Source organism: Halomicrobium sp. HM KBTZ05 (assembly GCF_041530035.1).
In the GTDB taxonomy this organism is placed as follows: Archaea; Halobacteriota; Halobacteria; order Halobacteriales; family Haloarculaceae; genus Halomicrobium.
This window is the reverse complement of the sequence record NZ_CP168057.1, coordinates 405,854-419,904: the sequence shown is the minus strand read 5'-3', so window position 1 is coordinate 419,904 and position 14,051 is coordinate 405,854. Positions and strand designations below refer to the sequence as shown.

At 58.7% G+C, this 14,051-nt stretch carries 12 protein-coding genes; 7 read left to right on the top strand and 5 right to left on the bottom strand.

The window, feature by feature from the left end:
• The first annotated feature begins 112 nt into the window (after positions 1 to 112).
• Positions 113 to 1,132, top strand: a complete 1,020-nt coding sequence (locus ACAH01_RS02190; RefSeq protein ID WP_372480103.1) for a PrsW family intramembrane metalloprotease — start codon at positions 113 to 115, stop codon at positions 1,130 to 1,132.
• On the opposite strand, the gene ACAH01_RS02185 is transcribed toward ACAH01_RS02190, so the two are convergent.
• Positions 1,133 to 1,720 (bottom strand): riboflavin synthase, encoded by a 588-nt coding sequence (locus ACAH01_RS02185; protein ID WP_372480102.1) that lies wholly within the window; start codon positions 1,718 to 1,720, stop codon positions 1,133 to 1,135.
• 98 nt (positions 1,721 to 1,818) lie between these two features.
• Between ACAH01_RS02185 and ACAH01_RS02180 the strand changes: the two genes are divergently transcribed.
• Positions 1,819 to 2,052, top strand: a complete 234-nt coding sequence (locus ACAH01_RS02180; RefSeq protein ID WP_170092765.1) for a hypothetical protein — start codon at positions 1,819 to 1,821, stop codon at positions 2,050 to 2,052.
• A 99-nt stretch (positions 2,053 to 2,151) separates the two neighbouring features.
• Here the strand turns inward: ACAH01_RS02180 and ACAH01_RS02175 are convergent, their stop codons facing one another.
• The 3 genes from ACAH01_RS02175 to ACAH01_RS02165 form a co-directional block, all read right to left on the bottom strand.
• Complete coding sequence (locus tag ACAH01_RS02175; RefSeq protein WP_372480101.1) at positions 2,152 to 3,993, bottom strand: UvrD-helicase domain-containing protein; 1,842 nt, start codon at positions 3,991 to 3,993, stop codon at positions 2,152 to 2,154.
• Between the two features lie 554 nt (positions 3,994 to 4,547).
• Positions 4,548 to 4,847, bottom strand: a complete 300-nt coding sequence (locus tag ACAH01_RS02170) for a hypothetical protein (RefSeq protein ID WP_170092767.1) — start codon at positions 4,845 to 4,847, stop codon at positions 4,548 to 4,550.
• Between the two features lie 12 nt (positions 4,848 to 4,859).
• Entirely contained in the window at positions 4,860 to 5,210 is a 351-nt protein-coding gene (locus ACAH01_RS02165; RefSeq protein ID WP_012808086.1) for a helix-turn-helix domain-containing protein, read from the bottom strand.
• Positions 5,211 to 5,343: 133 nt separating this feature from the next.
• Between ACAH01_RS02165 and ACAH01_RS02160 the strand changes: the two genes are divergently transcribed.
• Complete coding sequence (locus tag ACAH01_RS02160) at positions 5,344 to 5,844, top strand: PadR family transcriptional regulator (RefSeq protein ID WP_170092768.1); 501 nt, start codon at positions 5,344 to 5,346, stop codon at positions 5,842 to 5,844.
• A 259-nt stretch (positions 5,845 to 6,103) separates the two neighbouring features.
• Here ACAH01_RS02160 and ACAH01_RS02155 read toward each other — a convergent pair whose 3' ends face one another.
• A complete protein-coding gene (locus tag ACAH01_RS02155) occupies positions 6,104 to 6,283 on the bottom strand; it encodes an HVO_0416 family zinc finger protein (RefSeq protein ID WP_153554630.1) in 180 nt (59 codons plus the stop codon).
• Between the two features lie 926 nt (positions 6,284 to 7,209).
• On the opposite strand from ACAH01_RS02155, the gene ACAH01_RS02150 reads away from it, so the two are divergent.
• From ACAH01_RS02150 to ACAH01_RS02135, 4 genes are all read left to right on the top strand, one after another.
• Positions 7,210 to 11,187, top strand: coding sequence for a VWA domain-containing protein (locus tag ACAH01_RS02150; protein ID WP_372480100.1), 3,978 nt, complete (start codon positions 7,210 to 7,212; stop codon positions 11,185 to 11,187).
• 241 nt (positions 11,188 to 11,428) lie between these two features.
• Positions 11,429 to 11,794 (top strand): hypothetical protein, encoded by a 366-nt coding sequence (locus tag ACAH01_RS02145; RefSeq protein WP_372480099.1) that lies wholly within the window; start codon positions 11,429 to 11,431, stop codon positions 11,792 to 11,794.
• A 100-nt stretch (positions 11,795 to 11,894) separates the two neighbouring features.
• A complete protein-coding gene (locus ACAH01_RS02140; protein ID WP_372480098.1) occupies positions 11,895 to 12,569 on the top strand; it encodes a hypothetical protein in 675 nt (224 codons plus the stop codon).
• Positions 12,569 to 13,183, top strand: coding sequence for a hypothetical protein (locus ACAH01_RS02135; RefSeq protein WP_372480097.1), 615 nt, complete (start codon positions 12,569 to 12,571; stop codon positions 13,181 to 13,183). The genes ACAH01_RS02140 and ACAH01_RS02135 overlap by 1 nt, the downstream gene beginning before the upstream one ends.
• The last annotated feature ends 868 nt before the right edge of the window (positions 13,184 to 14,051 follow it).

Sequence of the window (14,051 nt, the reverse complement as noted above, 5' to 3'; positions counted from 1 at the left end):
GCTCGCTTCACTCGCGAACACCCGAAAGGACGAGGTTCGATCAGGGAAGGGCCGTTCGTCCAGACACCCTGACTGACCAACGCTTAGGTGCAGGGATTCCCTTGCCGAAGACATGGGAGACAGACGCCGCGATCCGGTGTCGATCCGCGACGACGGGTCACAGGACCTCTACGACGTTTCAGAGTGGGAAGTCAGGTCGTGGCTCGATCGCGTCGCGTGGTTCTGTTACGCCGCGCTGGTGTACTCGCTGCGCGGGTTCGTCGTCCTCGCGGCGATCGCAATCTTGCTCTCGCAGTTCCTCGTGGGCGGTCTCGGCGCGCTGGCGAATCCGGTACTCGGCGTGTTCACCGTGCTGTCTGCGATCCCGGCGCTGGCACTGGCCGCCTACGCCTGGTACACTGACGTGACGACCAAAGAGCCACTGGCGTTGCTCGTCGCGACGTTCGCGCTCGGAGTGTTGTTCGCCAGTTTCGCCGGTGTCGCCAACAGTGGCCTCGGCCCCGCAGTCCAGGGGATCGGGTCGGGCTTTCTGGCGTCGATCGTCGGTACCGTCCTCTTCTACTTCCTCGTCGTCGGCCCGGTGGAGGAGGGCGTCAAGCTGCTGTCGGTGCGGCTGGTCGCCTACCGGAGCGACCGCTTCGACGCCGTCATCGACGGGGCGGTGTACGGTGCAGTCGCCGGACTGGGCTTCGCGACGATCGAGAACGCGCTGTACATCACCCAGAACGCCGACGCTGGCGTGACCGTCGCCAACGCCGTCATGGAGGCCGGTTCGATCACGTTCCTGCGCTCGCTGGCCGGTCCGGGCCACGTGATCTACTCGGCGTTCGCCGGCTACTACCTCGGACTGGCGAAGTTCAACCGCGAACACACCGGCCCGATCGTCATCAAGGGACTCATCGTCGCGTCGCTGATCCACGCCACCTACAACACGCTGGTCGGCGTCGTCCCGGCCGTCGTCTCGGTGCTCACCGGTGTCTCGCCGCTGCTCGCCTTCCTCGGGTTCGTCCTCGTCTACGACGGCGTGTTCGGGGCGTTGCTGTTGCGCAAGTTCAACGCCTACGAACGGGCCTACGAGCGGGCACACGCGAACGAGGTGCCCGATCCGGAGCTGACGGAGTTCGATCCCTGATCACACCATCCGCTCGACGTACTTCGCGACCACGTCGACTTCGAGGTGGACGACGTCGCCGGGAGACTTCTCGGAGAGCGTCGTCACGTCGTAGGTCGTCGGGATGATCGCCACGGCGAAAGAATCCTCGCGGCGGTCGGCGACGGTGAGACTGATGCCGTCGACGGTGATCGAGCCCTTCTCGACGACGTAGCGCTCGACGTCGGCGGGCAGCGAGAAGGTAAAGCGCCAGTCGCCGTCCTCGCCGCCGACCCGCTCGATCGCTTCGACAGTCGCCGTCGCGTCGACGTGGCCCTGCACGATGTGGCCGTCGAAGCGCCCGTCGGCCGGCATCGCGCGTTCGAGGTTCAGCGTGTCGCCCGCAGCGACGGCGTCGAAGAAGGTGCGGTCGATCGTCTCCTCGGCCAAGAACACGGAGAACCACTCGCCCGGTTCGAACTCCTCGACGGTGAGACACGCGCCGCTGACGCTGATCGACTGCCCGTGCGAGAGGTCCGCGAAGTCGGTGCCGATCCGCAGCCGGCGGCCGTCCGCCGTGTCCTCGACTGCCCGCACTTCGCCCGTCGCCTCGACGACTCCCGTGAACATACCACCGCTTGGTACAGTCGTCACAAGAGAATTATGGATAACGGAGATGGAACGAGCGTGACGAACGGCTTTTGCCAGACGGTCGCGTACGCTGGCCCATGCCACGCGGGATTCTGGAGCTGGTCGGCCTCGCCGGCTCGGTACTGTTCGCCTCGTCGGTCGGGCTGTTCGGCCTCCAGACGCTCACGGACGGCGACACCCTCGCCGGACTGGGCTATCTGGCCGTCGCGGCGCTGATGGTGTTCGTCCCCTACTACGTGACGACGCCAGACGACGTTGCGACCGGTGCCGCCGAGCGGGCAGTCGGGTGGGTCGTACGAGACGACGACTAGGCGTCTGTCTGCCAGTCGGCCGGCGATGTCGGGAAAATCGAGACGACGAGCGGTCGACGATGCCCTCGTGTCGCCGGAGTGTCTCAGAGACCGAAATCGTCAGGGCGTCGGCAGCGGTTCCTGGGCTTCGAGGAGGAGTTCTTCGGGCGAGTCGGGCTGGGGTTCGTTCTCCAGGATCACGTCGATGGGGAGCGTCGGTGCGCCGTCGACGAGGTTCTCCATCAGGACGAGCCGCTCGCGGGCACGACTCATGCCGACGTAGAACACGCGCCGTTCGTTGTCGGTCAGGGTCGGGATCGGGTCGGTGTGTTTGGTGAACTCCTCGTCACCCGGCACGTGGCGGTCGTTTTGCTCGACCTGTGCGGCCATCTGCTCGACGACCTTCTCGGTGAGGTCGGTGCCGACGAACACGTGGTCGGCCTCGCGACCCTTGGCGGAGTGGATCGTCCCGAGACGGACCTGGTCGGCGTCCATGCCGGCGTACTCCCCGTGGAAGTAGGCCTCGACGGTCCGTTCCTGGAAGTTGGTCACCTTCCGGAGCATGTCGGCGGCGGCCCGCGGGTCGGGCGCGAACGGTGCGTGTTCGCGGATCACGTCCGGATCGAGCTCGATGTCCGCCAGGTCGTCTTCCTCGCTGGCGTCTGCGATCTCGTCGAGTTCGTCGAACAGGTCGTCGCGGTCGCCGGTCCCGAAAGCGGAGTCGGCGAGCATGTCCGCGAGCCGGCGACCCTCCAGCACGGAGAGGGGTTCGTCGGCGTCGAGCGCCTCGACACCGCGGACGTACTCGGTGAGTCGGTCGGTCCACATCCGCTGGTCGGTCAGGCAGGTGAAGGGGATCCCCTCGCCGATGAACTCATCCATGAACTGGAACATCTGGTACCGCGCCCGAAAGAGGATCATCACGGTCCCCTCGTCGTCGTCGACGGTCCGGCGGATCTCGCGGACCAGATCGAGCATCGAGGGGTTCAACATCGGCAACACCTCGCCGCCCTCCTTGCGCGGATTGAGGTCTTTCTCCTGGCGCTTCTCGATGTGGCGCACCTCGCGGTTGACCACGTTGAGAATCGAGGAGGGCAGTCGGTAGGAGTTGGGCAGGATCTCGTCGACGTCGACGTCTTCCTCCAGCAACAGATCGGGGTCGGCACCCTGCCAGGCGTAGACGACCTGGTCGTCGTCGCCCGCGATGAGGATCTTCGTCATGCGGGGTTTCCACTCCTCGTACACGTCGTACTGGAGGGTGGTGATGTCCTGGAACTCGTCGATGATGAGGTACTCGACGTTGGGTAGCAGCGATCGCTGCTTGACCCGTTCGAGCATGTCTGCGAAGCCGGTGAGGTCGTTGTCGCCCTTGTAAGTGCGCCAGGCGCGGATCGCTTCGGGCACGTCCAGCCGGTCGTCGTCGCCGGGCCAGGTCGGCGTGTACTTGTTGCCCGTCTGGGCGTTGTCGTCGATCTCGGGCGGGAGTCGGACCTCCTCCTCGTCCCACTTGAAGGGCACGTCGTACCAGTCGGCCACGTCCCGGCGAGTGCGCTGGAGCCACTGGCTCGTGGCGATGACCTTGTTCCCGAGCGTCGTCGAGCGGGCCGACCGACGGCGAGAGCCCTCGTACTCGTCTTCGAACTCCAGTCCGAACTCGTCACAGAACGCCTCTTTGTCGGACTCCCCGACCACGTCGCCCCGAGAGAGGTCGAGCAGTTCGTACGCCTTCGCGTGCATCGTACAGACGTTGCCCTTCAGGGAACGGGGGTTGATGTCGAGTCGTTCGGCCAGTCGCTCGCGGATCTCGGCGGCGGCCGCACGCGTGTACGAGACGACCAGAATGTCGCGAACGTCGGCGTCGTCCTCGGACAGCAGTTCTTCGACGCGGTCGAGCAGCGCCGTCGTCTTCCCGCTCCCCGGACCGCCGAACAGCCGAACCACCTGCGGGGTCGTGTCAGTCATTGCACACAGAAACGAGCCGCTCACTCATAAACGACGTGCTTTCTACGGGTGGGTGTTCGGCGTCGCTGACGACGCGACAAGACAGATCGGAGACGACAACGAAGGCGTCCTACGAGTGTCGGGGAGACCGTGCCTCCCGTACGTCTGCGCCGTCACGGATCATGTCCTCGCAGTCGGGACAGACCCGCGGGTCGGTGTCTTCTTGAGGTGTGAACACGCGTACGTAGTCTTTGGTCACGAACGAACCGCAGTTCTGGCACTTTGGCATGGGCTCTCTCCCAATCTAACCCATACTGGTTATCGCTAATATAAGTATCGCCGATTTACATAATGATCGTTCCAGTCGTGGCAGCCACACACTGCTCACACGGCCGGGGCGACCGCGACGCGACCACTCTCTCCGTACGAGACTCGGACTGTGCTTCATACTGCCGGCTGTCACTTCGTGAGGATCTTCGCCACCCCGGGGTGGCGAAATCGGTCACAGATGTACAGCCGGTAGTATCACTGTGGACGCTGTCGTCGGAAGGATCGCACACAGACAGCCGGCACCGTCACCGGTACAGAGAGAGATACAGCATGCTGAAGCCGATGATGAAGGGGATCGTCTCCGCGAACTGGAAGAACAGGCGAGTTGCCTCCCCGGCGTCGCCGACGCTGAGCTGGGTGATGACGCTCGAAACCGCGACTCCCATGCTGATGAACGCGAAGCCGACGAAAGCCGCCTGGAGCCGTTCGGAGGGACGCTTTCGGTAAGCCTGGAAGCTGATCAGAGTGATCCCCAGCGTCAGGCCGAACACGACCATCCGTAACAGTGCCAGCAATCCACTCGCGATCACGACGCCGTCGACCATCCTACCTACCACCTAGTCGGGGTTGAGTTCGTCCCAGAGCTGACTGAAGCGGTCTGGGAGGTTCTCTTCGCGGTAGATCCGGACCTTGTACTCGTCGTCTTCCAGCGAGATGACCGTCGACTCGAAGTTCGACTCGTACACCTTGTAGTGGTTCCCGTCGTCGGCCACGAGTGTGCGAGCCGTCACCAGTTCGTACTCGGTGAGCATCTCGATGCGGCGATACACCGTCGGCAGCGACATATCGCACTCCTCGGCGAGTTCCTTCGCCGACTGGGACTCGCGACTGATCGCGGCCAACACCTGCCTGGCGTGCTGGTCGCCGATCGTGTCGAGTATCTCTTCGATGCTCTTCTCGTCGTTCACTACCGGAATGCTTCTCCTCTCGTCATATAAGCGTTTTCAGCCGACGGGGTTCTTTCAGATCCAGAAAACACTGACGGGAACTTATGCACGGACCCGCCCTACGTCAGATTGCGGATCGACTCCAGGTGACCACATGACCGAAGACGAACTCCGTCACGTTCCGACGGGCGATGCGGGACACGCCAGCGCCGACGAGCGCTTGACCCCCCTCGTCGGCGGGCACGACACCGAGACGTCGTCCGACCGATCGAATCGTGACGGCGTGCCAGAGACGCTACTGTCTTCGGTCGGCGAGGCCCTCGCCGATGGCGACGCTGCCATCGACGAGAGTCTCGTGACGGAGAGCCTGGACGAGATCCTCCTCGCGTTGATCGCGTCTTCGACCGATCAAACGCACGGCACAGAGCTGATGGACGAACTGGAGCGGTGTTTCGACGCCCAGTTGAGCCCAGGAACGGTCTACCCCCGACTCCACGAGCTCGACTCCGAGGGACTCCTCGAGATGCACGAGCTCGTCCAGACCAAGCAGTACTCGATCAGCGACGACCCCGCTGCTCGAGAACGCATCGAACGCGCGGTGTATCAACACCTCGCGATCGGTATGTTCCTGCACGCGTCACTCGACGACGCGTAACTCCGTCAGAACTGACCCCCCAACTCTCTCCCCCCTCTCGACGTTCGAGAGCGACGGTGACGCTTCGAGCACCGCGAAAGTTCACAGACCGACAGTCGCCACTACGAAGACATGTTGCTACGAGACGAGCCGGCAGACTCCGGTAGGAAGGACAGCTATGGTAGCTACTGAAAATCAATGCACGCCCGACCGCACGGCGGAAGTGCGATCGGTGTGTAAATCGTTTCAGTCGTTGCCAGGACGTGTGTGCTGCTGAGAGTCAGTTAGCGGGCCCCCAGCCACACACCGAGCACTCTGTGGCCGATCCGTCGTGAAGACCGCCACAATCCGGACACTGTTTCTTGTTGTAGCTTTCTTCCCAACCAGTCGCTTCGACGTCGTGACCCCGCTGGGACAGGAACTCGTCGATCATGTCGTCGGTACTCGGTGCGGTCGCCATACATGCTATGGTATACCACACCAGTATATAGCTCTATTGGTATCGACCCTTGTTGCCACGACACATAGTACGGGGATACGACTGGACACTGGCGGCCGTCACGTCGTCGAGACGCTGGTCACACCGAGGTAGCGATGGTCTGCAGAGGTGGACGGCGACACCGTCGCCGTGTCGCAGTATCTCTCCCTCGGTGTGACGACGCCTCGTACCGCCGGCAGCGTGGACGAAGCAGAACGCATCCAACCGTGTCGATGTCACTCGACGGTCGAAAACGGAAAGGAAGGGTGGTGGGGGTGGGTGGTGGGTGCTGGCACCGGGATGGTGCCGTGTCTGAAGAAAGGGAGTGATGGATAATAAAAATAGTGGCGAGAGTATCACAGACAATAACGAGGGGTAGACAGAAGGCGGCAGTAGCGAGTTGCTGGAGTTCTCTTTAGTAGTTGGAATCAGGTGCGAACATTCGACACCACGTCGACGACTGTCTCGAAATCGGCGGCGAGACGAGCAGCGTCGACAAAGAACTCGATGGGCCCTGGCGGGGAATATCCAGAAAGTGCTGGGGCGTCAGCCACTCGATTACGCCGTGGAACCGCCTTGAAGCGTCACATCAGGAACAGCCCTTCGGTTAGATTCCACGACAATCTCCATTCGGCCGGGGTCTCGTGTCGGCGTCGGAACAAGCCGGGTACCACAACTGAGTTGCTGCGTTGAACAGCCCCCGAAGGAACCGGGATTGCCGATGCGATTTTGCGGTCTCCATCTCGGCACGTCCAACGGCAGTCTCAAGATGAGGTCCCATAGACACAAGAATACGTGTTAATCCGCCCGGCATAATCCACCCCTAACCAATCCAAAATATGCATGCTTTTTACCTCATTTTTAGGTGATTGGAAAGATATTAATTGGTGAAAAATAGTATCGGTGATATGCCCACAGGAACGAAGCTACTGTCACTCCTTCTTTCAGTTCTTCTCATCACTGCGACGTTCACACCTGTCGTCGCAGTTGGGAGCGTGGCTCAGAGTGCTGGCAACGATGTGGTTACCACTGATAGTGCTGGAAACGAGCCCGTCGACCCCCCAACAGACAACACCAACCAAACAGACGGCGTCAATCAAACAGACGATGTTAATCAAACAGATGGTCGAGAAAACGAGCCAATCTCTAACACTGCGCCGCCGAAGGTGAAGAAGAGACAGGCCGTCCAGATTCTCCAGGCCATCGACGCCGAGCAACACAGTGGCAACGCCCAACACATCGATCGCGCCCGTGACCGCGCGAATGGAACGCTGAGTGAGTATCGTGGTCCGGTACGAGTTTCAGATCCGCAGGTGTTCACTGACGACGGCATCGCGATTCGCGCGCTCATGCGGCTCGTGGATTCTGAGTACAGCAACGATACTCGGCGAGCGACGGAACTCATCTACCAGGCGGACAACGAAAGTGCTCGAACGACTGTCGCCGATACACGCCGGCTCTTCGATCAGTACGAAAGCGAGTTAGATCGAGGCACCCGCCAATCTGCCGAGAGTCAACTCGCGGTCGCCGAGCGGGCGATCGAACGGGCGAACCGCTGGGATACCGAAGCTACCGAGGGGCGGGAGTACTATCACGCCCGGGCGACGGCAATTCCGCACCTCCGAACCGCTCACCGGCACGCCCAGATGGTTCTCGACGCTATTGACCGGAACGAAACGACGAGCGTCACGATCGAGCAGCGTGCTGATCCGGTCCGGCCGGACAACGAATCTCTGTCGTACCCACTGTACGGGAACGTCACTGGAGCCAATCCAACCACTGAGCCTCAGGTTGTTATCTCAGTTAATGGAACGCAGGTGAAGACGGTCAACACTACCGTTGTGCAGAACTCCGCTGGACAGAACCGCTCGTACAACACGTCGGTCGAGCTCGAGGAGCGCGTCAATCGTATCGAAGTGTCGACGGTAGGAGACAGCGGATCCTCGGCGGTCCTGCACCTCGACGGTGATGGGCTGCCAGGCACGTACGAAACGAGCGTCACGGGGACCGATCCGCTCGATCCGAACAGTGACGCCGCGTCGACGGCGGCGAACGAGTCGAACAACGAGACGGTCGACGGGGCAGAAGACTTCGACGGAGACGGCCTCTCGGCGGTGAGGGAGCGCGAACTCGGGACAGACCCACTCGACAACGACTCGGACGAGGATGGGCTGACCGACGCCGTCGAAGTGTTCCTGACCCAGACGGATCCCCTCGCCGCTGACACGGACGGTGACGGAACGCCCGACGAGGCCGAAGATCCCGACAACGACGGCCTGGCCAACGGCGACGAGGTGGCGAATGGGACTCGTCCGCTGGTCCCCGATAGCGACCGCGACGACCTGCTTGACGGTGAAGAGATCGAGGAGTACGGGACGAACGCGACGGACCTGGACACCGACGACGACGGCCTCGACGACGGTGCGGAGATCCGACTCGGCACCGATCCGCTGGTCGCTGACACCGACGGTGACGGCGTCCTAGACGGCAACGAGACGTTCGAGACAGAGACCGAAAACAGTTCGCTGGGCGTCTCACTGGAGCTGACTGGCGAGGGCGACGTAGCAAACGACACGACCATCGCTCCGCAGAACGACTCGATGTTCAATACCTCCCGTGTAGAGAACATGAGCCAGTCCCCGGTCGTGGAACTCACCGCCGAACAGGAGTTCGATTCGGCCAACGTCACGATGGAGTACGACGATACCGGCCTCGAGAACGAATCACAGGAGGTGGCCATTTTCACCTACGATCCGGAGGCAGGCATCTTCGTCCCGCTGAACTCCACAGTCGATCCCGCAAACGGCACCGTCACCGCACAGACAGAGCACTTCTCGACGTTCGCGGTGTACAACATCGAAAACTGGGCGGCGACGTACGACGCGAAGGAACCTGTCCGGGAGACGGGCGATGATGGGGTGACACCAGTCGACGTGGTGATGCTGATGGACGTTTCGGGGTCGATGGATTATTACGATCGAAACCGATTAGCGAAGGACGCAGCACAGCGGTTCACTGGTGGATTGCTGGAAAAAGATCGAGCAGCTGTAATCGAATTTGACAACTTCGGGCGTGTACAGCAACCCCTCACAAGTAATTTTACAGCGGTCAATCAGTCGATTCAGAACCTAAAGTACGAAGGTGGCAATGGCGGCACTGACTTTGCATCGATTGCTGCGGCAAACGAACACTTTGCCGAGCGTGGGGGTTCCGACCGTGCGAATATTACAATTTTCTTGACTGACGGTAGATCTGATTACGCTGATGGAACTGAGATGGCAGCTGAAGCGGCGGAAAACAACATCACGATCTACCCGATCGGATTTGGTGGTGCGAGTAAGAGCCAGCTGGCCCCAATCGCGAAACGGACTGGCGGGAACGTCTCCCTGGTCGACAGTGCAGCGGACCTCCCCGAGGTCTTCTCTCGTGTGGCCGAGAACACGACGACGATCAACGACACAGACGGTGACGGGCTGAGCGACGAACGCGAGACCTCTGGAATCGTTCTCGGTGGCCCGGACGGTGAGGTCGTACGCACCGATCCCACGTCGAACGACACCGACGGAGATGGGCTGTCTGACGGCCGAGAGGTCGGAGAATTTAAATCGGTGTCGTTCACCTTCAACGGCGAAGAGTACGAGGGATCGTACTTCGATTACACTGCGAATCCCACTACTCCCGATACTGACAGTGATGGCTTATCAGATGGCGCAGAAGTCGCATTCGAAACCGACCCACTCCGAGGCAATCCGGACAATGATCAATTCTCCGATCGGTACGATCCTCAGCCATACATCGAGAACCGGCCGCCTTCACTGAATATCACATTGGATGAGCAGGGTGCTCTGGTATTGCGGTCGTACATGGCTTTTGTAAGTGTAAGTGATGAAAGCGATATTCAGCGTCTTGAAATAAACTATACGGGGGGGACAACGAACGTCTACCACCCCGAGAAGTCAGAAGTTACTGCAGTTGTACCAGGTCCGCTGAATTCTCCATCACTCTACATAGAAGCAGTGGATGAACACGGGAACGCACACCCGGTAAACGTTCAGATGGAAAATGAAAGCGCCGTTGTCAGTGCCGGGATTAGTCTGGCAGCTCTGCCCAGAAAGGCTAGTTTGAGTCAAACTACAGTGCGGGGGATCAGCAAGACACCACTTGGCATTCTCGTGACCGCGTCACTGGGGTACGCGATCAACGAGGAGGTCGGAGATGAGCAGAGGCGAATAGCCCAGTCACCTCTCTCGCCAACTCCCGAGGTCAGAACGTACGAGAACAATGGCCAAGAAGTCTCCCTAAACAGAGGGTTCGTAGAGGAGCAGGACGGCTATTATCGAGGCTATGGTTGGGAGTACATTCAGGCAACCTCCGAACTCACTCGGGACGATATTGGACGAATCCTCGAAGATGGCGAACGCGTAACAAGCGGAGAGGTTACGTACGTTATCGGGGACACGGCTGTCTCAGACAAAGCAGCGATAGTGTCCATCATCGGAGGAACGGTAATGACGGCTTCAGAGGCACAGGGAGATGGAGGGGGCGAGTACGTTGAAGACCAGTGTGGAAGAGAAGTTTATATTCCAAGTGAGCAGGAGAATGACCATCCATACAAAGATGGGATCACGAGAGACGATATCACTGACGCACTACAGAACCCACTAAACAACCGTATCTGGAGTGTCAGCGACGGATTTTATTATGTAGGACAGGGCGCAAACGGAGTCTGGTTCATGGTTCATGTCGTTGCGAACAAGCATCCGGAACATGCTCTCTACAGTGCGACCGTGTTGACGGAGCTCCGTGGGAATTGGAACGGAGGGAGCGGTGCTGAAAATGAACTGCAAGATCCGAACGGCAAAGATGCAAGCGAGTATAATTGCTAATATGTCCAAAGACAACTCTCGGTCTATAGAGCGTACAGCTGACGATCTTTGTAACGAGGGGGAAGTTGCGAGTGCAGGCTTTCACTATGCCTTCGCTGCATACCGGGAACTGGGAGAGTCTGTACCGAACTACGTAGATCAAGTGTCATCCGGTCTCTCGCTGTTATTGAAATCCACATTCTGTTTCCGAATGGCCGGTCGCGATAAGATGCACTCCACAAAAGCTAGACAGGGAGTATTGATGGCTGATGAGTTTCGAGAGCAGTTGGCGACGACCGTTGTTGAGGAGGGAGCATTCCACGAGTATTGTGGTGACTTCCAGATTCTCGGCGAGCTTGATGATAACAGGTCGCGATACGATGATGCGCTTCAGGCGTATCGAGATTACGAGCGGGAAACGACTGTCAGCCAGCGGATTGGCCAACTCTCGGAGCCGATTTTCAAAGAAAACACAAAACTTCTTCGTAACCTTCATTCTATGGCTGGAGTTGCGCTTGAGGACGACCTACTGACAAAAATAGAGTTTCAGTCTCCAGTGGAGCGTGTCGAATACAAACGGAAGCAACTCCCCAATCTCATCAAAGACGCGATAGAATCATCCACATAGTGAGTCGACATCCTATTAATAAAGCAAATCTTCGGCCTCAGCGATCATATCGGGATTCAGTCCTGAGGCGACGGAAGTGGTGTCGTAATTGAGACTCTCGGTGCGTGATGAGCAGAGGCGAATAGCTCAGTCACCTCTCTCGCCAACTCCCGAGGTCAGGACCTACGAAACTAATGGTCAAGAGGTCACCCTGAACGAAGGGTTCGTAGAGGAGCAGGACGGCTACTATCGAGGCTATGGCTGGGAGTATATCGATGAGACCTCCGAACTCACGCAGGATGATATCGGTCGTATCTTGGAGAATGGAGACCGGGAGACCACCGGTGAGGTCACGTATGTAATCGGGGACGGTACCGATGCGGAAGAACAGGCAATTCTGGAAATCATCGACGGGACGCTGATGGCAGCCGGCACTGGGAGTAGTACAGTACAAGACGACTGTAATGATATAGTGAATGTCGAAGACCGCGGTGATCACGCAACAAGGGACGGAAAGCCAGTGGATAGTAAAAGCACACTCCGAGAACTGATCCGTTCTGAAGTCGTTCGAATTGTAGACGTCGCTAGTAAGAGATATTATATTGCACAATATGGTGGTGGGTATGTACTGATTGCTGCTCAAGGCAATCCCGGTTATCGGGTTGTGCAAACCATCCTTACCGCGAGTACGGCCGATAATATCTACCGGACCATAGAGAAGGCGCTCAAAGATATACCCGGCAATGAAGAGGAAAAAGATACTGTGTACGATTCAGAAAATGGAGTAGATTGTTGATGGTACGCGAAGTGGGAAATTCGTTAGCATCCACAGCCGACTCAATTCGAGCAGAAGGTAGATTCACAGATGCGGCTGAGTATTACTCACGGGCCGCGTTCGAGTGCTTTGGTGACGGTGTTTCTGCTCCATATGGTATCACGACTAGCTTCGGAGAGCAGTATCTCTTGGAGAGCGCGACCTGCCATCTAATCAGTGGTAATCAAAACCGTCTCGAAAATCGTGCCAAGATCGGGATTCTGGTTGCAGAAGACGTACTGAATCGAGAGTGCGATCAACGGCTTACGAGTGCGTACGATCAAGCCCGACGTGGCGCTTGGTACGAATTCATTGGCGATTTCCGATTGCTTCGCGGAGATGATCCGAGCAGATCGTATGACCAGGCTCGAAATATGTATCAAAAATTTGGCGACCCTCCAGCATCGCTCGCAGAGCAAGAGCATTTGAATTTATTTGCATTTTATCGGTCGGTTCTACGAATTGCCGATGGCGATCCGATGGTGCAACAAGAAACAATCGACGAGGGGAGCTTATGTGAGTGGGTTGACCACAAGGAATCAACACTACCGGAATCAATCGAAGATGTCCGTGAGATGGAGTCCAAGAACTCCTGAGGGTACCGATTGCTCGAAAGCACCGACATTTGGGGACGGCGACCGATCCTTTGACTCAACGGAAGATACGAGAGATATGATCGACGGCGTCAGCAGGATATATTGACAATAATGAAAAGTCAAGCTTACCAATTAGCTGAGGAAGCGCAGGTGGCGAGAGAGTCTAGACAGTTACAGAAAGCAGGGGACTTGTACACTGCTGCCGCGCATGAGCATGCAGGAACTGTTGTTGAACACTCTGGACCAGACACGGATCACACGAAACGAGCGGTCGCCCGATTCGTATATGCTGCGACGTGCTATCGTATCGCTGGTAATGATTGTCGGGCGCAGAACCGGTGTGACATCGGGATTCTCCTCGCGGAAGACTACGCTGCGTATCTCGCCGAGCGAGACCTCGAATCAGGCACGTTCGCGGACCTGCGTCAAGGGGCCTGGCCAGAATTCATCGGCGATCTCCGGACCATCGCTCAGCGTGACGATGCGGATGACGCGTACGACCGAGCGATCGAGATCTACGATTCGGTCGGAGACTGGGAATTCGTGTACGGTGAGCAAGAACACATTCGATTGGCCTCGTACTACAGAGATGTACGACGTGGCCTGGGCGACGAAATCCCGGACGATGCTCCCGAGGCTAAAGGGTTTGGCACAACGTTTGCCGAGTGGGTAGCGTACAAACGGGCGCGACTACCCGACCTTTTAGAAGCACTCGAAGCGCGACAAGACTGGCCATAGCCACGTGACGAACACATGTGTAGTACATAGAACGTTACAAATTCGGAAACCGGGTCCGAGCGTGCTCCGCAGCGCTCAGATACACACGAGTCGCTGACGCAGGCTCAGGACTCGAGAGTGGTAGACAGTC

What these genes read in the sequence shown, in the direction of transcription:
- ACAH01_RS02190 (WP_372480103.1), top strand. Translation starts at nt 113, where the DNA reads ATGGGAGACAGACGCCGCGATCCGGTGTCGATCCGCGACGACGGGTCA.
- ACAH01_RS02185 (WP_372480102.1), bottom strand. Translation starts at nt 1,720, where the DNA reads ATGTTCACGGGAGTCGTCGAGGCGACGGGCGAAGTGCGGGCAGTCGAG.
- ACAH01_RS02180 (WP_170092765.1), top strand. Translation starts at nt 1,819, where the DNA reads ATGCCACGCGGGATTCTGGAGCTGGTCGGCCTCGCCGGCTCGGTACTG.
- ACAH01_RS02175 (WP_372480101.1), bottom strand. Translation starts at nt 3,993, where the DNA reads ATGACTGACACGACCCCGCAGGTGGTTCGGCTGTTCGGCGGTCCGGGG.
- ACAH01_RS02170 (WP_170092767.1), bottom strand. Translation starts at nt 4,847, where the DNA reads ATGGTCGACGGCGTCGTGATCGCGAGTGGATTGCTGGCACTGTTACGG.
- ACAH01_RS02160 (WP_170092768.1), top strand. Translation starts at nt 5,344, where the DNA reads ATGACCGAAGACGAACTCCGTCACGTTCCGACGGGCGATGCGGGACAC.
- ACAH01_RS02155 (WP_153554630.1), bottom strand. Translation starts at nt 6,283, where the DNA reads ATGGCGACCGCACCGAGTACCGACGACATGATCGACGAGTTCCTGTCC.
- ACAH01_RS02150 (WP_372480100.1), top strand. Translation starts at nt 7,210, where the DNA reads ATGCCCACAGGAACGAAGCTACTGTCACTCCTTCTTTCAGTTCTTCTC.
- ACAH01_RS02145 (WP_372480099.1), top strand. Translation starts at nt 11,429, where the DNA reads ATGGCTGATGAGTTTCGAGAGCAGTTGGCGACGACCGTTGTTGAGGAG.
- ACAH01_RS02135 (WP_372480097.1), top strand. Translation starts at nt 12,569, where the DNA reads ATGGTACGCGAAGTGGGAAATTCGTTAGCATCCACAGCCGACTCAATT.